The organism is Streptomyces sp. NPDC056835 (genome assembly GCF_042789485.1).
In the GTDB taxonomy this organism is placed as follows: Bacteria; Actinomycetota; Actinomycetes; order Streptomycetales; family Streptomycetaceae; genus Streptomyces.
The window spans coordinates 262,945-280,676 of record NZ_JBHUBB010000004.1 but is presented as its reverse complement, the minus strand read 5'-3'; the positions used below and the strand labels follow the sequence as shown (position 1 = coordinate 280,676).

At 61.0% G+C, this 17,732-nt stretch carries 22 protein-coding genes and 1 tRNA gene; 2 read left to right on the top strand and 21 right to left on the bottom strand.

What is annotated here, in order from left to right; all coding sequences use genetic code 11:
- Positions 1–453: 453 nt before the first annotated feature.
- From ACFRMN_RS07015 to ACFRMN_RS06995, 5 genes are all read right to left on the bottom strand, one after another.
- Entirely contained in the window at positions 454–588 is a 135-nt protein-coding gene (locus ACFRMN_RS07015) for a hypothetical protein (protein WP_383014409.1), read from the bottom strand.
- Between the two features lie 110 nt (positions 589–698).
- Positions 699–783, bottom strand: a tRNA-OTHER gene (locus tag ACFRMN_RS07010).
- A gap of 445 nt (positions 784–1,228) precedes the next feature.
- Positions 1,229–1,474, bottom strand: a complete 246-nt coding sequence (locus tag ACFRMN_RS07005) for a hypothetical protein (protein WP_383014406.1) — start codon at positions 1,472–1,474, stop codon at positions 1,229–1,231.
- Positions 1,471–1,758, bottom strand: coding sequence for a hypothetical protein (locus ACFRMN_RS07000; protein ID WP_383014403.1), 288 nt, complete (start codon positions 1,756–1,758; stop codon positions 1,471–1,473). The genes ACFRMN_RS07005 and ACFRMN_RS07000 overlap by 4 nt, the downstream gene beginning before the upstream one ends.
- 16 nt (positions 1,759–1,774) lie before the next feature.
- Complete coding sequence (locus ACFRMN_RS06995; RefSeq protein ID WP_383014400.1) at positions 1,775–2,011, bottom strand: hypothetical protein; 237 nt, start codon at positions 2,009–2,011, stop codon at positions 1,775–1,777.
- 281 nt (positions 2,012–2,292) lie between these two features.
- Here ACFRMN_RS06995 and ACFRMN_RS06990 point away from each other — a divergent pair, with 281 nt between their 5' ends.
- Both ACFRMN_RS06990 and ACFRMN_RS06985 read left to right on the top strand, forming a co-directional pair.
- Positions 2,293–3,099: a Scr1 family TA system antitoxin-like transcriptional regulator gene (locus tag ACFRMN_RS06990; RefSeq protein WP_383014397.1), complete on the top strand. Its 807-nt coding sequence runs from the start codon at positions 2,293–2,295 to the stop codon at positions 3,097–3,099.
- A complete protein-coding gene (locus ACFRMN_RS06985; RefSeq protein WP_383014394.1) occupies positions 3,089–3,310 on the top strand; it encodes a DUF397 domain-containing protein in 222 nt (73 codons plus the stop codon). The genes ACFRMN_RS06990 and ACFRMN_RS06985 overlap by 11 nt, the downstream gene beginning before the upstream one ends.
- An 81-nt stretch (positions 3,311–3,391) precedes the next feature.
- Here the strand turns inward: ACFRMN_RS06985 and ACFRMN_RS06980 are convergent, their stop codons facing one another.
- The 16 genes from ACFRMN_RS06980 to ACFRMN_RS06905 all read right to left on the bottom strand — a co-directional run bounded on the left by ACFRMN_RS06980 (position 3,392) and on the right by ACFRMN_RS06905 (position 17,697).
- Positions 3,392–3,787: a hypothetical protein gene (locus ACFRMN_RS06980; protein ID WP_383014392.1), complete on the bottom strand. Its 396-nt coding sequence runs from the start codon at positions 3,785–3,787 to the stop codon at positions 3,392–3,394.
- A 988-nt stretch (positions 3,788–4,775) separates the two neighbouring features.
- Complete coding sequence (locus tag ACFRMN_RS06975; RefSeq protein ID WP_383014389.1) at positions 4,776–5,009, bottom strand: hypothetical protein; 234 nt, start codon at positions 5,007–5,009, stop codon at positions 4,776–4,778.
- Between the two features lie 143 nt (positions 5,010–5,152).
- The gene (locus ACFRMN_RS06970) at positions 5,153–5,356 is read right to left on the bottom strand and encodes a hypothetical protein (RefSeq protein ID WP_383014386.1); all 204 of its coding nucleotides are present in this window, start codon (positions 5,354–5,356) and stop codon (positions 5,153–5,155) included.
- Positions 5,357–5,459: 103 nt separating this feature from the next.
- The gene (locus ACFRMN_RS06965; RefSeq protein ID WP_383014384.1) at positions 5,460–5,693 is read right to left on the bottom strand and encodes a hypothetical protein; all 234 of its coding nucleotides are present in this window, start codon (positions 5,691–5,693) and stop codon (positions 5,460–5,462) included.
- Between the two features lie 489 nt (positions 5,694–6,182).
- Positions 6,183–6,428 (bottom strand): hypothetical protein, encoded by a 246-nt coding sequence (locus ACFRMN_RS06960; protein WP_383014382.1) that lies wholly within the window; start codon positions 6,426–6,428, stop codon positions 6,183–6,185.
- An 87-nt stretch (positions 6,429–6,515) separates the two neighbouring features.
- Positions 6,516–6,755, bottom strand: a complete 240-nt coding sequence (locus ACFRMN_RS06955; protein ID WP_383014379.1) for a hypothetical protein — start codon at positions 6,753–6,755, stop codon at positions 6,516–6,518.
- Between the two features lie 60 nt (positions 6,756–6,815).
- Entirely contained in the window at positions 6,816–7,040 is a 225-nt protein-coding gene (locus tag ACFRMN_RS06950; RefSeq protein WP_383014376.1) for a hypothetical protein, read from the bottom strand.
- A gap of 101 nt (positions 7,041–7,141) precedes the next feature.
- Complete coding sequence (locus ACFRMN_RS06945; RefSeq protein WP_383014372.1) at positions 7,142–7,357, bottom strand: hypothetical protein; 216 nt, start codon at positions 7,355–7,357, stop codon at positions 7,142–7,144.
- Positions 7,358–9,277: 1,920 nt separating this feature from the next.
- On the bottom strand, positions 9,278–9,496 hold the full coding sequence (locus ACFRMN_RS06940) for a hypothetical protein (RefSeq protein ID WP_383014369.1): 219 nt from the start codon (positions 9,494–9,496) through the stop codon (positions 9,278–9,280).
- Between the two features lie 10 nt (positions 9,497–9,506).
- Positions 9,507–9,950 carry a deoxycytidylate deaminase gene (locus tag ACFRMN_RS06935; protein WP_383014366.1) on the bottom strand — a complete coding sequence of 148 codons (444 nt, stop codon included), beginning with the start codon at positions 9,948–9,950 and terminating at the stop codon, positions 9,507–9,509.
- Positions 9,951–10,187: 237 nt separating this feature from the next.
- Positions 10,188–10,445 carry a thioredoxin family protein gene (locus tag ACFRMN_RS06930; RefSeq protein WP_383014363.1) on the bottom strand — a complete coding sequence of 86 codons (258 nt, stop codon included), beginning with the start codon at positions 10,443–10,445 and terminating at the stop codon, positions 10,188–10,190.
- A gap of 164 nt (positions 10,446–10,609) precedes the next feature.
- A complete protein-coding gene (locus ACFRMN_RS06925) occupies positions 10,610–10,792 on the bottom strand; it encodes a hypothetical protein (protein ID WP_383014360.1) in 183 nt (60 codons plus the stop codon).
- A 576-nt stretch (positions 10,793–11,368) separates the two neighbouring features.
- Entirely contained in the window at positions 11,369–11,605 is a 237-nt protein-coding gene (locus ACFRMN_RS06920; RefSeq protein WP_383014357.1) for an HNH endonuclease, read from the bottom strand.
- Between the two features lie 448 nt (positions 11,606–12,053).
- The gene (locus ACFRMN_RS06915; protein ID WP_383014354.1) at positions 12,054–12,896 is read right to left on the bottom strand and encodes a sigma factor; all 843 of its coding nucleotides are present in this window, start codon (positions 12,894–12,896) and stop codon (positions 12,054–12,056) included.
- Positions 12,897–13,345: 449 nt separating this feature from the next.
- Positions 13,346–15,211: a DNA polymerase gene (locus tag ACFRMN_RS06910; RefSeq protein ID WP_383014351.1), complete on the bottom strand. Its 1,866-nt coding sequence runs from the start codon at positions 15,209–15,211 to the stop codon at positions 13,346–13,348.
- A 68-nt stretch (positions 15,212–15,279) separates the two neighbouring features.
- Positions 15,280–17,697 (bottom strand): phage/plasmid primase, P4 family, encoded by a 2,418-nt coding sequence (locus tag ACFRMN_RS06905; RefSeq protein ID WP_383014347.1) that lies wholly within the window; start codon positions 17,695–17,697, stop codon positions 15,280–15,282.
- Positions 17,698–17,732: the final 35 nt, after the last annotated feature.

The window sequence follows — 17,732 nt, the reverse complement described above, 5'->3', positions numbered from 1 at the left end:
CCGATGTACGCCCCTCTCCATCCGTACGCCGTGTTCCCGTACTGATGGGGTTTGATCTCTTGCAGGGTGTTACGTACTTCCAGCGTCCACGGCTTGCCCACGACTGCGAACCAGTCATCTCGTGGCTTGCCGCTGAGCGCCCATCCGGAGCAGAGGCACCAGCGTCCAATGTCCTCATGCGAAGCGTTTCGCGACTCATGTCGGGCAGCAATCGACCACAGGTCGGGTGCGTCTCCGTTTGGGTTGGGGACCGTTGCAACAACTCCCATGCTGCCTTCGCTGGTATATGCGAGTAGACAGTAGGTCTTGTGGTTCCAGTCGTACAGAAAGCGACCGATCGTCAGTCGGGTTGTTCCTGTGATCTGTTGTGGCATGTACTGACCCTATCCCCAGAGGGGCTACGCCCGGCCGGTAACTTGCCGCCGACCGGGCGCAGTTCAGCTGATCATGGGATCAGTGGCCGGGTGAGCCACTGCCCCCCTTGCCGTCGCCGTCCTCGATGTCCGTGTCGTCGGACCCGTGGCCGCCGTCGTCTTCGCCCCCCTGTGGGGTGGCCTTCCGCTTCAGTGCTTCCTTGAGAGTCAACAAGCTGTTTGCCTCCTCAAGTTACCGGCTCAGGGATCTCCTCAGCCGTTGTGCACTTTCTTTGGCCCTGCCCAGCCAATGAGCACCCCACATGCGTACTGGCCGGACAGGAGTCTCCGTGCCCGGAATCGAACCGGGGGGCCTGGACACCGTGACACACCACGGTGCCTCAGGGCTCTACCACTGAGCTACACGGAGTTGGGTGGCCCCGCCGCCGGGTGCGACGGGGCGCGTTCGAGCCTACTTACGCTGTTCACTTTCGTTCTTGATGGTGTCCCGGACCCTTTGCATCTCCGCGTCGGAAGACGTGCCAGAGGCCAACCGCCTCACGACGTCGCCCAGTTCCTCATCAGGAATGTCGTCGTTCCCGCCAGGAGGGGTTGTCATGTGTTGCCTTCCTTTCTCATGGGTTGCGTATTACCGGCTCTCCGTTCCTACCGGGCTCCCGTTACACTGGTTCCATCCGGTAGGAACGAAGTTTGTGCCCCCTCCCCTGCCGGATTACCTGGAATCAGCGGGGGAGCCTTTTCCGGTTGCCGTCGGCAGGGGAGGGGAATCTTCGGCTAGCTGAAAGCGATGACGGCACCCAGGGGCAGGAGCACCCAGAGCACTGCGAAGATCAGGGCCCACTTGACTAGGAACCTCATTCCGGCACCGCCAGGCACCCGGGGCAGTTGACTGCGCGGTCCCACTCGTCCCACTCGCACAGGTCCACCCGTGCGCGTGACCACTTGTCCAGGTCCGCATCCTTGTCCAGCTTGGCGCCGCAGTCAGGCGCTCCGCCTCTCCAGATGTGTGTCTTTGGCTTGGTGAGAGTCCCGCCACGCATCCGGTGCACGGTCAGCACGTCGCCGGGCAGGGTGCCCGGTACCCACTCGTCGGCGGTCACGTGGAAGGCCCACCAAGCACACGGCGCGCGTTCTCAAACTTTTCCAACTCGTCAAGTGCTGCGTTGACTGTCCTCGTCATCTGGCGGGCCTCGTCAAGCGAGATCCACCCGAGCGAGATCTGGTAGTCCTCTTGCTCACAGCGGCTACATGGGTTGTCAATGCCGATGTTTTCGAAATCGACTCCCACCCGCCGGAGCGCGTTAACAAACTGAGATGCCACTTCCTCAGCCGTTTCGCGTTCGTTGTTGACCCAGTACTCCGGGCCAACGGGTCCGTAATCCATGTCACCTACCTTCCTTTCAGAGCCTGCGGCGGTGGTTTGCCTCACTGACCTTGAGCCGGAGTTCCTGCATGGTCGTGCTGTCAGTTGCTGCGCGGTGCGGGTGCGCCGAGATGATTCCGCTGTACTTCTGGATTCCTGCCGCGTCACCGCGTGCTCGGCTTGAAGTACGTCCGTTGTGCGCCGCGTTGCAGATCACGCACTCAGGTACGGGTACGGGCTCAAGGTCCGGCGCCTGAACTTCGTTCTGGATCACAGCTTGCAACCTCTCCAGACGGGCGAGAGCTGCCCTGAGGGTGGCTGGCGTCGGCGGATCGTACGGGCCTCGGTGGATGCCGATGGGGTACGGAGCCCAGCGGTTAAGCCACGTTGCGCCCGCCGCTTTGAGGGGCGCCTGTGTCGTTCGTGTGGCAACCATCGTTCCGTCGTCCGCCCGTCCGTCGTTGGTTCTGTCTTGATCCATAGAACGGGCGGTTACGGGGTCGTCGCTACTGGCATCCTTGTGTCAAACCATGTGACACAGAGGAGCGTTGAGCTTTGGCCAACACCTACGGAGATTGGTTGAAGACCGCACGGGAGGCGAAGGGGTGGTCACAGCGGGAGTTAGCCGTCAAGTCGTTCCTGTCCCGCGCTCAGATTGCGAACTTTGAATCCGGTCGCAGGCACCCTTGTAAGTCGGACGCCATGCAACTTGACCGGGCGCTGGACACTCCGGGCGACGTACTGACGACGTTTCGGCCCGGTGCTGCGGATGAAGGGGACGTACCTGGCTGGTTCGAGCGGGGGAGGGCGCTTGAGCAACAGGCCGTAATAATCCGTGAGTTCGGTCTTGTCTTCGTTCCCGGCATCCTGCAAGTCGCTTCGTACGCCGATGGGCTCCTGAGGCAGGCATACCCACCGCTGAGCGCGGAGCAGCGTGCCAAGGACGTTGACACACGCACGAAACGGGCGGCTTTGCTTGAGGACCCGATGAGGCCCGTAGTCTGGGCTCTCCTGGAGGAGGGTGTGCTCAGGCGTCCAGTCGTTCGGCCCTCGATCATGGCCGAGCAACTAGGCCACATTGCAGACCTCGGTGAGCGTGAGCGCATCCGGGTACATGTACTTCCGTACGGCGCTGGGGTGGCGCTTCTTGACTCCATGGTCACGATCATGAGGTTTGAGGATCAACCACCCATCGCCTACACGGAGGGGCTACGCACGGGTGCCGTACATGACTCTCCGAGCGTGGTGCAAGAGATCGAAGACACATACGATCTTGCCTTGAGCGACGCCAAATCACATGAAGAGTCCCTAGTCATGATCAGGGAACAAACGGAGAAATACGGGAACCAAGATGCCAAGTAAGCACATCGCAGACGCGTCAACCCTGGACGGGTGGCGTAAGTCATCGCACAGCAGCACCCAGGGTGGGAGCTGCCTTGAGGTCCTGGACGGCTACTCAGGGGGCGTTCCGGTCCGCGACAGCAAAGACCCTCACGGCCCCGCGCTGATCGTCTCTACGGGCGCCTGGGGGGCGTTCATGGCCGCGACCAAGAACGGGGAATTCTCCCCGTAAAGCATCGATTCGGACATAAGGGACCCCCGGCGGCCGGCCTCCGGGGGTCCCTACTTTATGTAGTCAGTCGGTTACTGCTTGCTAGCAAGCACTCCGCAACCGGTTGGACGTCTCCGCAATCAGGTAATCCATCATCCAGCGCTCAGCGACGCGGGGCGTGTCTGTGATCAGCCACTGTCCGCCGGTCGCCACGTACCGCTGTTCCCGGAAGCTGAAGGCACGCGGCACGATGGCCAGCAGACTGCCCGTAGTGAGCCCTTGCATCATCACCCGGTGCCAGGGGACAACGGGCGTTTGTGAGAGCCCCATAGCGTCGCTCAGGGCCACGTATGACCGCAGGATGGCGAACACCTCTCGGATGTCCCGGCCAGTCTCAGTGGCCAGCATGCGTGGCTCCGGCCGCTTCCACGTTTCCCCGTTGTCGCTGACTTCTACCCACAGGTTCACCGTGAGATCGATTCGCGCCGTCTCGTCCATGTGTCGGACACTCCCCACTGCCGTTCGAACGCTCGTTCGTATTCTACCTGAGCCCTTCCCGCGTGTAAACGGATTACTACGCTCCGTTGTCAACGCGCGGAGACCACGTCATCTACTCAACACTTCCACATTTTAAGCCAAGTTGACGGGTTATTAGCTCCGCAGGCTACGCACTGTGCTAGTGCAATGACTCAGCGTAAGGGCCTTGGCCAAAGGTTGAGGGCGGCCCTTTGATTCCAAGGTGGGCGACTCTGAAACCCGTATAGACTCCGAGCTGCTATACGCTTGCGGTCCGGAAAGCCTCGGAATCGGGGTCACCCCCCACCCTTCACCTTCGATTCCAAGGCGAGACCCGCTTGTGACGTTGTGATCTCAAGGCGCGATTTGCACGCAACTATGTTTGCTCAAGCGAAGAGTCGTGATCTCGATGTGGCCTTACTCACAACCCAGGGCCATTGGCTTGACGCGGGTAGGCTTGCGTGATACCGGCTCATGCATGACAAGGCGCAGCAATAGCACTGAGCGACTGTTCGTGCTCATATGAGCGCAGCGTGAGGCGTAGCATAAGGGCCCGCCGCTGTCTACCCCGCGATGGAGGCGTGTGAGATACCCCACATAGGGGGCTCCATGAGGGGGGTGGCATCCGAAACACCCCCTAGAGGCGCAGCAAAGAGGGGCCGGTTTCCAGGCATCGCGCCCGCAACTCACCCTGAATGTTCAAGGTGGGGCGGCGGTCCTCGGTCATGGCTCACGGCGGCTCTGTGTGCCCGCGTAACGGCCTTGTGGGCTCGACTGGACTCCCCGTGTCGCCTAGGTGCTCACGGGCGCCAGCAAGGGCGTGTGGGCGCAGCAGGGTGAGGATGCCTCCTCGACCAGCGCCGACATCAGACGCGGCGTCGGTTAGTTCAGCGAACTACTCGGTGGGCCTTGTGAATGCGTTCACTTTCACAAGGGGGTCAAATGGGAAAGGGCCCTACGGGGCCCTCACTCACTGTCGCACTTGCCACTCTAGTAGGCTCTCGACGTTCAGTATCTCGAACCGATAGTCTGCGTCCGGGTCATTGAACTGTTCGGTGAACATGTCCTCATCCCACGCTGCCCGACACTCTTCCTGGTCTTTCATCAGATAGTACCGTTCCCGTACCACCGTTTCCCCGTAGGCCGCTTCGCTGTAGGTGACTACGTTCCCTTGTCCCTTGCGGACGCTCTTCGGGTGAGTCATTCTCGCGTCTCCCTCTGTGCTGTTGTGTCTTAATCATAGCACGATTCCGGGGCCACCTTGAACGTTCAGGGTGGGAATCGGTGTGGGCTACGCCACAAAGGAAGGCCCCTAGGATCGCTCCCAGGGGCCCAATCTACCGGCGCTTAGCCGATGTTGCGCAGACTGAATGCGCTAGCCAGAAGGGCATCTATGGTCTCCGTCTCGGTGCCGAGAGTCAGCGGCCAGTTCTCGCCCCGGTGAAGGTAGTATGTACCCTCAGACTGCGTCAGTTCCATTGCTTCGCCGTCTGCGCCCATCTCGGCGCGAGTTCCGGTGTAGATCGCCCATGCGCGGTTTACGTTCATCATGCTCTTGTCCTCTCGGCACCCCGGGCCTGCCCCTCGGTGTTGAGACAACAGTAGCACGAGAAAGGCCCACCCTGAACGTTCAGGGTGGGCCTTTCTCTGTGGGTTAGCTCACGTCGCCCGGAGCCTCAACCGGTCCACCGTTCGTGGGGCCGTCCGTCGCGCCGCTGGTCGGCTCGATCGTGGGGGACTCGCTCGGGGTGGTGGTGGGAGTGGCGGTCACGGTGACCGTGGGGGCCGTGACGGGCGCCGGAGAGATGGTGACAGTCTCGGTGACGGTCGGCCCCGGAACCTCGGTGATGTACTCCGTGGCCGGTCCCTGTGCGTCCCTTACGGTCATCGTGCCAGCCTCAGGGGCAACCTGCTGAGCCGGAGCCACGGGAGTCACCTGGGAGGCAGAAGGGGACAGCGTGGGAACCGGGGCGGAGGTGGGAGGTACGGGGGCGGGAATCACGGTGTCAGCCGCGCCGTCGCTGTTACCGCCCAGCATTGCGCCGAGTCCGAACAGCGCGACCCCACCCACGATGGCAACCTTCGTCTTGGTGGCCATCGTCCGGCGGTTGTTGTTCTCAGTCATTCTCTTGCCTCTCTATCTCCGCCTCGGGCCATTCCCTCGGCGTTGGAACAACAGTACCACGATTCAGGGGCCACCTTGAACGTTCAGGGTGGGGATCAGTGTGGGCTACGCCACATTATCGAGAGTCGTAGTTGGCCTTACGCTCCGTGACTTAGTTCGCTAAACTAACTATCCGCACCTTCGCTGCGTTCCGTTCTCTGGGCATGAAAAGGCCCCGCCCGACCACATGGGCCGAACGGGGCCGAGCGTGCGTTAGAGGGCTGTGTGATCCGACTCGTACGACTCAACCTCTCGCAGGTTGCCGCGCTGGTCCGCCTGTTGCCGCGCGGCAGTGAACATGACCTCAGCCTCTTCCGGGGTGTCGCACGCGATGAACTGTGGGGACTGGTCGGCGTAGATGAACGCGACAAGGAACGCGCCGTTCACGTCGCATCGGAACACTCGATCACCGTCATTCGTGCGAAAGCTTTCGATCTCTTCTGCTGCGTGCTGCGCCATGGTTGGTTCCTTCCGTTCGGTCTTGCTTACCGGTCTTACTATACACCACCCTGAACATTCAGGGTGGCCATCCGGTGTGACCTAACCTCACGCGCGCTCCCATCCATCCCCCAATAGATAGTGATCCGTCTCGTCTGCATAGTCCATCACGTCAATGATGCTGCGGAACTTTGCGCGGGTCACGGCCCGTTCATGTCCGACGCGCGTTACGGTGAGCGTCACATGAATGCGCACGTCTCCGGTTGAGTTGTACCGGGTCCGCAGCGTGATGGTTTCCACGTCCCACCGGCCCGGTACTGAATGATCCTTGCGCCACCGTCGAAGCATGAGAGCAGCATATCACAAAGGGCCCACCCTTGATGTTCAGGGTGGGCCCACGGGGGAGGGTTAAGCGGTAAGGCACTCCTCACTGCCCATGAACAGCGTCTCCCACTCCGCCGACAGGACCTCGGCGCGCTCGCAATCGGACAGCGTGGCCGTGCCCTCATTCACCTTACGGGCGAACGCATCAAGCTCTCCCAGGTAGTAGCGGAGCCCAACCTCACGACGGTTGGCGCGGCACTTGTCGGCAACGCGGCCGTTGGTGCACTTGCAGTCAGTGGTGATTGTCATTGCTACTCCCAGGGGTTCCGCCTCGGGCCATTCCCTCGGCGATGACTCAAGTGAAGCACGATTGGGGGCCGATCGCAACACCGGCCCCCGTGTGTGCTACCTCACTCGCTGTTCTCGATCTCGGCAGCCATGATCAGCAGCGTGTCTATGAGCTGTATGGAGTCCTGTACCCTATTGGCAGCAAGGCGGGCGGCGCTCATGTTCCCGCGCGAACGGGCCGTGACCATAAGGTTGATTCGGCTCTGTAGGATTCGACTTTCTCGGGCAGCAGCGGCGATGTAACCGGCGGTGGTGGGGATGATGCTGTTGCTGGGCATTCGGTGTCCATTTCGTCGCTGTCGCTCGGGCCGTTCCCTCGCCGACAACAGAACCATAGCATGTTCCGGCCCCCACCCTGAACGTTCAGGGTGACTAATTCGATGTGGCGCACCCCACATAGGGGAGGGGCCCCCGTTTCCGAGGGCCCCTCATACTTTAGGATGACGTGCAAGCTATGGGATGATCGCCTCTGTGGCGGATATCACGCGAACGTCAATGAGGCGCACGCCGCGCTTTGCGGCCTGCCGCTCTACAACCTTGCGAACCTCGGGAGCCAGTTCGTCAAGGTGGTTGGTCACGACGACAGCGGAGGTGCGGGATCGGCCGAGGGTAGTAACCTTACGGCGGACCGGTCCAATATTAGCAACCTCGCCCGTGATGCGAACCTGTGTGACGAATCCGTTCCGGCGGTTGTTCATGTGTTTACCTCTCCGTTATCCCGCTTCAGCGTGTCCGTTGCGGCGATGTCTACGACTGTACAGGACTTCCGGATCTTGCGCAACGCAATTCACGTCCCACCCTGAACGTTCAGGGTGACTCATCCTTGAGTATGACAAAGGGGCCCCGATTACCTCAGGGCCCCTCAGTTACTGTGGCTCAACGTCCGGGATGCGGTCCCATCCTTCGGCCCTCAGATCTTGTGTGACCGGCGCGCATATCTCGAAGCACTCCTCTACGGTTCCAAAGGTGGAGTGGGTTTCTGTGGCCTTTCCGCCGTGCGGATGGTCTATCAGGGTGAGGCTGTAGCCGATTTGTTCCCCGTTCCTGATTGCCTTACGCAGCCACATTGTGAACCGGTCTTCGCCCCGCATGAATACGCTGTACATGGTGTCCCCCAGGGTGGGGCCCCGAATCGCTCCGGGGCCCCTGTAGTGGTTGTCAGACGGTCGGGCGCGTCCATTCCACAGCGTCCGGGCAGAGGTACACAGGGAGGGGCTTACGCGACTTCCCGGGGATTGTGACGGTGGCGAAAAGGTTTCCCTTGCCCCCGCAATCGCCGCAAACTCCGTGCTTCCGGTACAGGTTGCCGTCCCTATTGACGTAGGTCATGGCGTCTATCCTCTCGCTGTGTCCCTCGGGCCAGTCCCTCGGTGACAAGAGAACGGTACCACGATCCCGCCCCACCTTGAACATTCAGGGTGGCTTTCCCGGTGTGGTGCGCGCCACATAAGCAAGAAACCCCCCGACCTGTAGGCCGGGGGGTTCCGAACTGTGGTTTAGGTCACTCGGCGTACGCGCCGATACCCTCGAACTCGTCTCGGCAATCGTCACCGCAGTACAGGCGATCCGGGGCGGCGGGTTCTGTCTCACAGTTCAGGCACGGGCGCGGGCCATATCCGCATCCTCCGATGTAATCCATGACATGTTCCTCTCGTCGCCCCTCGGGCTTGTCCCTCGGCGCTGATAGAACAGTACCACACGGAAGGGGCCCCGGTCTCCCGGGGCCCCGCCCTGTTTAGCCGATGAATCGACCGGCCCGGCATTGCTCACTGTCGCAGGAACTGTTCTCGAAGAGCCCGTCACAGTCACGTTCCCACGTGCGAGGGCGAGAGCCACACCATGCGCATGCGTTCGCTGCGCGCGTTCGAACATCCCGGGTTACGGTGAACATGTCTGCCACCTCGGGATGCTTCCGGGATTCGCGGAGCACGTAGGCAGCGTGGCTTTCGGCGACCGCTTTCTGAGTCTCGGTGCGGTTGTGAGTAGTCAGGATGTATCGCACGTCAACGTCTATGCAAGTCTTGCCGGGGAACCATGTCTGACCTTTGCCGTGTGCATTCTGCATTGCGCTGCCTCTCCGTCTCCGCCTCGGGCCGTTCCCTCGGCGACGACTCAAGTAGAGCATGGTCTAGTGGGTGCCGCAACATGAGAAAGGGCCCACCTTGAATGTTCAAGGTGGGCCCATGGGGGAGCGTCGGTCAGAACGGGCAAGCAGCCTCGGCAGCAAGCTCAGCCGGTGTGCGCTTCCAGAAGCTACGCCAGAACGGCTCACGCGGCTTCCATACGGGCGGCATGGTCGGGCAGGCCGTGCATCGGATGTACCTAATCAGCGCGTCAGTGCTTCCGTCGCAGATCTCGAAATCGCATTCATCGGCGCATGCGTTGCAGTTGTAGGCCGGTACCTTGTTCGTTGTCATGGGGGATACCTTACAGAGTCATGGGGTCGCGCGCAACCACCACCCTTGCAATACCGGCTGCTATGATCAGTGTTGCGCAGCGCGGGCACGGCTTGCGCGATATATACAGCGTGGACCCTGGTAGATCCTCGGAGCGTGCGCGTGTGATCGCGTTGTACTCGGCGTGATTAGCGGCACAGTTTGCGTAGTCGCTGTCGGGAGCGCACGCACTACGGCTCATCTGGCCACGCGGGCAGTTCCCGGCGGTTGCGCATCCGGGGATTCCGGAAGGTAGGCCGTTGTATCCGATGCTTACTCGGTGGTCGCGTGAGACGAGAACGGCGCCAACCTGTGCCCGTGTGCAGTCGGCGCGAGTGGCGGCCCATGTCGCACCGGCTAGATAGTACTCGTCCCATGAGGGGCGTTCCTGCGGGGCGCTGTCGTTGGCTTCTGGTTCCGGTCCGCCGCAGTTCATTGGGCATGATGCCCGGCAATGCGTCCGGCATGAGCATATGTGCCAACATGAACCGCTCTTAATCCTCATTGCGCCACTCCCGTACCCAACGTCGTTCTTCCGCGCGACGCGCCTTACGTTTGATCTTTTGGCGCCGTGCCATGCGCATAGGGGAACGCGCCGAACCGGTGTACTTGGTCGGCGCGTCCCCTTCACAACATGCGCAATGGTGGCGTAGCTCATGACTACGCCGCAGCATTAGCCGAGACGTCCGAAGAACTCATCTAGGGCACCCTGGCTCACGTTGCCCCGAATCTCCGCCGCAATGTCCCCGTGTTCGTCGTACGCGCGGAGCGTAGGAACCGCCGTAACGTCGTTTGCGCGAACGTCGTACGTCTCTACGTCGACGTAATCTAGGGCCATGTCGAATTCCTCGGCCATGTGCTGTACGAGCGGCCATGCGGCCTTACAGGGTCGGCACCATCCGGCACCAAAGAACGCTAGTCCGTAGGTCACTTCGTGATCTCCTTATAGCTGAAGTAGCCGGTAAAGGTCCCGTCCGCGTGGTGAACGAATAGTTCGTACCCGCGTGCGATCCACTTGTACGTGACCTCCGCCTCGGCGAGAATCAAGCCGTAGTGGCGCGGTTCGTCCTCGGCGTCCCGTTCGTACGCCGGGTGCTATCGGTCACCGCAACACGGGCAATCGCCCTCCCCGTCGAAGTAGAGTCCGATTTTTTCGGCCCTTGCGTTCGCGACGTCTGCGCTACCCGCTTCGATGATGACGTAAACGGAAATTCCGTTGTCCTCGTCGTAATCGAAACCGCCACCGCTGTTGTTCTGGTGAAATTCGTAGAAAGGCATGGGCTACTTTCCGTCTCGTTCGTGACAGATGGTGTGCGTGTGCGGACCCTTAGGGGCGGTTTCGGTGCGAGGGTTAGCCGGTGCCACGGGGGTCTTTGGCTTGTTGAGGTTCGGTGCCCTCGGCGCGGGGGCCGGACGAGGGGCCGGGACACTTACGGCGCTAGTGACGAACGTGTCACAATCCACATCATCGTTGCCGCCCACGTTGCACCCGGTAAGGGTGAGCGCGACAAGCGCCGTTACGGAAAGTGCGGTTTTCGTTCTCATGTGTTCCCCGAGCGAGTGTGTTAGTAGGCGGACCCACCCTGAATGTTCAGGGTGGGTCCGGGGGATGGTTGTGCTACCTAGGGACGATCTTTGTCAAGGCTCGGGAAGTACTTGCGGCCGTTCACCTGGTCAACTCCATCCCGAGGGCACGAAACAGGTTCCATGCTTCGTGGGAGTCGACAGCGACCGATGCGATTGTCTCGCCGTCGGCGTTCCGAACTTCAAAGTCAAAGCTATGCCCCGACTCTCGGGCCACGGTGACGGTTCCGCCGTCTTCGGTTTCAGCAATGTTGTGCATGAATGGGCCTTTCAGAAGGTAGCGGCCCATTCGGCGAGCGAACGGGCCCCCTTGTCGTAGTTGCAGGAAGCGCAAGCGGGAACGACGTTGTCAGGCGTGTCTGTTCCGCCCGAACTTATGGGGGTCACGTGGTCGACATGTTCGGCCGGTTCATCGCAGTAGCAGCAACCGGCAGACCAGCGGGAGAACAGGTCATTCCGCCGCACACTGGCACGAGGTTGCCTGGCGTGTGTGTTCCGCCCAGCCATACCGGCACGGCGTGCACTATCTCTTTCCATCCTCGTCCGCATCCGTTCCGGCAAGTGTTGGCTACGGCGGTCGCCTGCCAAAGGTCGATTAGCGCGCGTGTGTCTACGGGTTCGGCCCTCGGGTCCTCCCCGTACATCTCGTGCCACAGGCTGTAGATCACCTCTAGTTCCGTTAGGTGAGTGGCTACCCGTCGCCGGTACCGTGCTCGCTGTGTCTGTACGGCCCTGTGAGCCACGTTCTCATCGCGGTAGGCCCGAACCCTTGCCGGGTTGTTGTTGCGCCACTCGCGGGCCATCTCTGCGCGTTCTCGGCGCTGTCGTGCGTCCATCCGCTCACGGTGTTCGGGCCGTTGGCAGTCCTTACAGCGGTATTGAAGACCGTCGCGGGACCGGTCACGCCTCCAGAACTTGTCTTGGGGGAGTGACCGGCCACACGTGGAACACGTCTTCACAGGGTGACGCCCTCGGACTTCCGGTATGCGTTGCATCGGTCACACGTGCACGGCGTAAGTCCCGTGATCTTGCCGTACCGCTTCGCGAATGACTTGTGTGCAGCCGTGCGAGAGAACCGGACGGCGCCGGTAGAGCATTTGAGTTCAGCGGCAAGAATCTCATCCGCCTCGGTGCCGCTTCCGAGATCCCTTTCGCCGATTCCCCAACGTGCTCGCAGTACGCGCGCTTGCTTGTCGCCCATGGTTTCAATGACAGCGCGCACGAGTGCCCTTTTGTGCTTAGCGGCGTCGGCGTTCAGGTCTTCCGGGGTGACCAGTTCCTCAGGTACGCCGTAGTTCGTTTCGAGCACATCAGCGAGCGACGCCCCTTCTTCACCGTTCGGCATGTCGAGAGACACGGAACCCTCCCACGCCATGCGGGCAGCGTGCGCACGTGTTGCAGACAGCCGCTTGCCCGGTCCGGGGTCCGTCTGCACCATCTGCTCTATGACGTCAAGGTCATCCCCGTATTCACGTACGTACGCAGTGAAGAGCTTCATAGCGTCCCGGTCGGCCCCGGTCGCTCCGGCGTTCCGCTCCTCACGCGCTGTCTCGTACATGGTGCCCTCAATGGTGCGGTACATGAACGCGTGGAAGTTGTCAACGCTTCCGCCGGTGAATCGGGGGAGTGCTGCCCACAGTGCCATTCGGCCATCTTGCATGAGGTCATCGTGGTTGTTCGGTGTTCCTACCCGGTTGGCGATCTGTGTCATGCGCGGTTCCATCTCGCGAATCACGACCGTGATGGCGTTCATGTCGTTGTTCTGTGCGTCCGCGATGAGTTCAGGCGTAAGCGCCATGGTGCATTCCTCCGGTTTTCTTGGCTGCACACACCGAGAGGGGTGTGTGTTAGGTCCCGGAGGGGACACAGGCGCACCGAACTACGTGAGCTACGTCACATGCGTAATCAGGGCATGGGAGGGTACGCGGGCCCCGTCCGGGATGGTGCTTGGACGGGGGTTGCGCGGCCACTCGTCTTTGCTGCGCTTAGCTAACGCGGCAGGTCAGCGGGATGCAAGGGGGTTGGACATGACAAGTCGACGCCCAAAGGGGTGCCTTACCTACGAATCGAAAGTGACAGGGCTCTATCGAACACGTTCCTCAAAACGAGGGGCGACGGAGAACCATGATCAAAGGCTGACATCCCTTCTGCCCGGTATGCCACCGGCTAGGAAATAGTTTGAACACTGAAGTAGCCCCTAACCCCACCCTGAACATTCAGGGTGGGGTTGTACGCCGCAGGGACGATCTAGAAATCGGCCCCGTACAGCGATCCCCAGGAACACAGACCCTTCGTTTCAGCCGTCGCTGTAATCGCCACGCCACCCAGCGTCATGTTCATGCACGCTTCGATCTCGCGCATGATCTCGTCTACGTTGGCGCGCGGTACACTTGAGACCGTTTCGTCATGCACCGGAAGGCGAAGGTAAGGGGTGAGACCCCGGCTATCCATCTCGATCAGCGCCTGTCCGAGCACATCACGCGCGGCAGACTGAACCTGATAGTTCGTCACCGCAAACACGCGCCACCGGTCCAGCGGAAGGAACCGGCCCGTGATCGTCTGCGTAACGTAGCCGTTGCTCTTGGCAATGCGGGACTCTCGCGCTGCGAACCGGCGAATCTCCGGGTATGCCCGGTCGTATCCGGCGATCGCACGCTCTACGGCGCCGATGCTTGTACCTGTCAGCTTGGCAATCGTCTCGGGGCCACCGCCGTACACCTTCCCGAACCCGATTCCCTTGCACAGTTTGCGCAACTTCTCATCCGGGTCCGGGATGTTGGGAAACACGAGATCGCGCGTAAAGCTGTGAAGGTCGCCACCCTCGGCAATGACCTGCTTCATGCGCTTAACATCAGCAAGAGCGGCCAACACGCGCATCTCTACGGCGTCAAAGTCGCATGTGACCATGACGTGACCCTCATCGGCAAGCAACGCGCGCCGAATCATCCAATCCGAGGACGGTAGCGTTTGCGCCGCAAGGTCTCCGCTGATACTCATACGCGCCGTGCGTGCTTTCAGTGTCGAGATGGTGGGGTGGATACGGCCGGACGAGTCGGCGTTAGTCAGGAACTTTTCGACGTACGCCTTGCGCCACTTGCCCGCTCGCTTACTGCGAATGACAGCGTCTGCCAGCGGATTAGCGTCTCGTCCCCCGATTCGTTTCCATGACACCGGGTGCATGTCGGCAAGTGCCATCATGACCGACTTGTCAACGCTAAGATTCCCAGACTTCGTCGTCTCGGTTAGCGTCTCGCCCATGGCCTGTAGCGCGTCGATCACCTGTGCATTGCTGTTGACGTTCTCGACGCCATACCGACGTGCCTTACGCGCGAACCTATCGGCTTCCTCGGCCAATCGGCCGTCCAGCTTCCGGCAGTAATCCTCGTCGAGAACCATTCCAGTACGCTGCATAGTCGCGCAGATGCGGAGTAGTTCGTGCTCATAGTCCAACAGCATCGGGCGCACACCCATGCGCGACAGTTCCGCGAACAACTTTGGGTACAGTCGGTGCGTGAGGATAACGTCCAGTCCGGCATACAGGTTATACGTGGGGTGGTCTAGAGGGATTCCCTGCCACCCAGTCTCCTTGGTGAGTCCGAGGGACCGGAATACGGCAGTCAAGTCCCCTTGAGTGTCGGGGGAGTGGGGGTCAATCCAGCGGGCAGACAACGGCTTTAGACCGGTGCCGATTCCGCCGTCTTGCGGCTCCCGAGGGTCGCACAGGTGGGCCATAACACGTGTGTCTCGGGTGATCGGCGCTAGGCTTTCCAACGGAATACCGGCGCGCTGGTTCAAGACAAGCCAGTCAAACGGCGCGTTGTGAATGAGCAGCCGTGGGCGGAGAATGCGCAAGAACCACGAGACAACCTCTTGGAAGTATCCGCCCCGTTCCCAGTGGATTACCCACGCTGTGTGACTGTCGCCCATTTGCACGGTACGTAGGCCGAAGGAATCGGCAAAGATGTTGAGCCCGGTTGTCTCAGTATCCAGCGCGATAGAACCACGACTAGCGGCCCACTCCGCCCACTCGCGGAACCGCTGCAAGTCGGCGTAGGTTTCCGGAACGTTCACGGTGACGCTGTCGCCCGCAACGTCATGTTTGTATACGCGCACTGCGAATCCTCCCCAAGAATGAGGGGCCCCACCCTGAACGTTTAGGGTGGGGCCCCTGAATGTCTCGCCTACTTAGCGAAGATGCCCGGTCCGTCCGGGGCGGATGGCGTCAGTGTTACGCCGATAAGCGCCTGTCCCTTACTCGTTCGGGTTCGCTGAATGCCCCGTTCCTCTATCGCGCGATAGAACAGCGTGCGGGACCAAACCTCTCGCGTCTGCAACCCCTCAGCTTCGCACCAATCGCGGTAAGCCTGATAGGCATCGGTGCCGTCCACGCGTGACAGGTCACCGGTCGGGCGCAGGATGTCAGGGAAGAATCCGGCGAGAGTATCCGAAGTTTCCCGGTACTCTCGCGTTGCGTTCCTGACCTCGTCGGGGTCCTGTAGCCCATTGCGGTACCACTCCATAGCGCCACGGACAGCCCATGCGATGATTCCGGCGCGCTCAACCAACAGCTTGCGATCTAGGTCATAGTCGCGTTCCTCCGGGGCAAAGTAGCGCTTGAAGGGCACTAGCTTGACTCGTCGCCAAAGCCCCTCATCCTGTGACCTAAAGCTAGGCTTGTGGTTGGTCGCAAGCATGATCAGGAACTTAGGCTGAAACGTAAAGAACTCCTTGTTGAGGAATCGTGCACTCACCCTGTCCTTACCCGTGAGCCGCTTTAGTACCGACTCGGACATAGGCTTTCCGCTTTCACCCTCGGACGCCATGACGAGACGTGCCGAACGCAGCGCTGCGATATCGTTCGGAATGCCCCCTCCGCCGTTCTTACTCTCGAACGTGGCAAACGGCGTAGTCTGCGTGATGTCTCCGAAGATGCTTGACAGCGTCTCCGCGTACACGCTCTTACCGTTGGCGCCCTTGCCCCAAAGCACAGCGAAGCACTGTTCAGACGAATGACCCGTGATGCCGTAACCAGTCAACCGCTGTAGGTACCCCGGCATGGCAGGCATACCCGGCATGATCTCGGACATGAACTGTTCCCACCGGGGGCACTTAGCCGACGCGTCATAGTCGACCGGCAGAGACGTTGTCAGCATGTCCACCGGATCATGAGCGCGAATGATCCCGGTCCGTAGGTCAACCACCCCGTTACGGAAACTCAACAGGTCCGGTCGCGCATCGAAATCGTCGGGCAACACGTGCACGTTCGGAACCGACTTGAGTTCCTTAATCAGGTTGTCGATTTTGTTCGTTGTGGTAAACGGCTTAGCGTGCTCTAGGTCGTTGGCCATGATGAGCGCGGCACCCATCCGGTGCACTTCCTGACGCACCTTAAGGTCAGACTGAGTCCACACGCGGCCATCCCACACGTAGAACCCGAGGCCGGACGCGTACTTGATTCTGTTGTTCGTCCACGCAACAAGCGCGTGTGCGTTCATGACGTCGCTCTCGCCGTACTTGTCGTACAGACCTGCAATTACGCGGGCAGCGTCCAGGCCCTCGGAAGCGCTAACGGAGTCCGCGCCGGTCCGGACAGTGATCTCGGCGGACGCCTTAGCCTGCGCAGCAGCACGGGCAGGGGTAGCCGACGAGACAGCGCGGTGAAACTCTGCCGGAAACGCTTCCGGGGAGTGAACACGCCAATCGTTGAGGTCTTCACCCTTGCGCGGAATGGCAAGCGCATACACATCGACACCATGGGCGGCGAGCGCAGAGGATAGACGCTCAGTGAAAGTGTTACCCGCCGCGTCGTTGTCACCGGCAACGATGACTTGAGTTCCGCGCAGACCCTCGGCGAGTTCCGCCACTAGTTCCGGCGATCCGGCGAGTGAGGCACCCCGAACAGCGACCGCGTCATAGCCGACAGAAACCGCTGTGAGCGCGTCTGCGGGCCCCTCGGTGACGATGGTTGCCCCGTACCCCCCCGAGCCCCTGAAAACGCCGTACAGGGCCCACCTGTGGCCCTCAGGATTCTTCAGTCCGACCCACCGACCGGGGCACATGCCGGACAAGTCGCGGCCCTGTAGTCCTCGGGGGATGCCGTCAAAATCCTTGAATGGCACAGTGAGGCGGGGGAAGTTAGAGAGCGCGAGAGAGCCGTAAAGGAACTGATTACCAGCGGGGGAGTAGCCCAACTCGAGTTCCGCCATTAGGTCATCACTCAGCCCGAACCGCTCAACCGCGTACGCACGTGCCCGCGCGGGGCCATCGTTGACGTAGTCGAACAGTGCGGCAGATGTGGTGTCCACGAAATAGGCGAGAGACGCTGTGTGCCCATCGTTGACCAGTGCGGGGGGTTCAGTAGGAACGGTGTTGCCCTCTCCGGTTACGTCGAAAAGGTCCGTCCAGTTGAGCCGAGCGGCCTTACGGACGTCATCGTTAACGCAACCGGCACGGCACGTAAGACGTACCTTGTTGTTCTCACCTCGCCAAATTCGGAGCGACGGGCGGGTATCCCTGTGAGCCGGACAGCGGGCAATGTAACCACCGTCCGACTGTTCGGAAACGTCGGAAAAGCGATCAAGGATCTTTGAGAATTCCATGGTTTCTCCCTTCAGTGACCACGAGCGAGCCTGTT

What these genes read in the sequence shown, in the direction of transcription:
- ACFRMN_RS06975 (WP_383014389.1), bottom strand. Translation starts at nt 5,009, where the DNA reads ATGACTCACCCGAAGAGCGTCCGCAAGGGACAAGGGAACGTAGTCACC.
- ACFRMN_RS06935 (WP_383014366.1), bottom strand. Translation starts at nt 9,950, where the DNA reads ATGAACTGCGGCGGACCGGAACCAGAAGCCAACGACAGCGCCCCGCAG.
- ACFRMN_RS06925 (WP_383014360.1), bottom strand. Translation starts at nt 10,792, where the DNA reads ATGCCTTTCTACGAATTTCACCAGAACAACAGCGGTGGCGGTTTCGAT.
- ACFRMN_RS06985 (WP_383014394.1), top strand. Translation starts at nt 3,089, where the DNA reads ATGCCAAGTAAGCACATCGCAGACGCGTCAACCCTGGACGGGTGGCGT.
- ACFRMN_RS06940 (WP_383014369.1), bottom strand. Translation starts at nt 9,496, where the DNA reads ATGACAACGAACAAGGTACCGGCCTACAACTGCAACGCATGCGCCGAT.
- ACFRMN_RS06965 (WP_383014384.1), bottom strand. Translation starts at nt 5,693, where the DNA reads ATGACCGTAAGGGACGCACAGGGACCGGCCACGGAGTACATCACCGAG.
- ACFRMN_RS06970 (WP_383014386.1), bottom strand. Translation starts at nt 5,356, where the DNA reads ATGATGAACGTAAACCGCGCATGGGCGATCTACACCGGAACTCGCGCC.
- ACFRMN_RS06945 (WP_383014372.1), bottom strand. Translation starts at nt 7,357, where the DNA reads ATGCCCAGCAACAGCATCATCCCCACCACCGCCGGTTACATCGCCGCT.
- ACFRMN_RS06905 (WP_383014347.1), bottom strand. Translation starts at nt 17,697, where the DNA reads ATGGAATTCTCAAAGATCCTTGATCGCTTTTCCGACGTTTCCGAACAG.
- ACFRMN_RS06980 (WP_383014392.1), bottom strand. Translation starts at nt 3,787, where the DNA reads ATGGACGAGACGGCGCGAATCGATCTCACGGTGAACCTGTGGGTAGAA.
- ACFRMN_RS07000 (WP_383014403.1), bottom strand. Translation starts at nt 1,758, where the DNA reads ATGGATTACGGACCCGTTGGCCCGGAGTACTGGGTCAACAACGAACGC.
- ACFRMN_RS06915 (WP_383014354.1), bottom strand. Translation starts at nt 12,896, where the DNA reads ATGGCGCTTACGCCTGAACTCATCGCGGACGCACAGAACAACGACATG.
- ACFRMN_RS06960 (WP_383014382.1), bottom strand. Translation starts at nt 6,428, where the DNA reads ATGGCGCAGCACGCAGCAGAAGAGATCGAAAGCTTTCGCACGAATGAC.
- ACFRMN_RS06950 (WP_383014376.1), bottom strand. Translation starts at nt 7,040, where the DNA reads ATGACAATCACCACTGACTGCAAGTGCACCAACGGCCGCGTTGCCGAC.
- ACFRMN_RS06955 (WP_383014379.1), bottom strand. Translation starts at nt 6,755, where the DNA reads ATGCTTCGACGGTGGCGCAAGGATCATTCAGTACCGGGCCGGTGGGAC.
- ACFRMN_RS06920 (WP_383014357.1), bottom strand. Translation starts at nt 11,605, where the DNA reads ATGGCTGGGCGGAACACACACGCCAGGCAACCTCGTGCCAGTGTGCGG.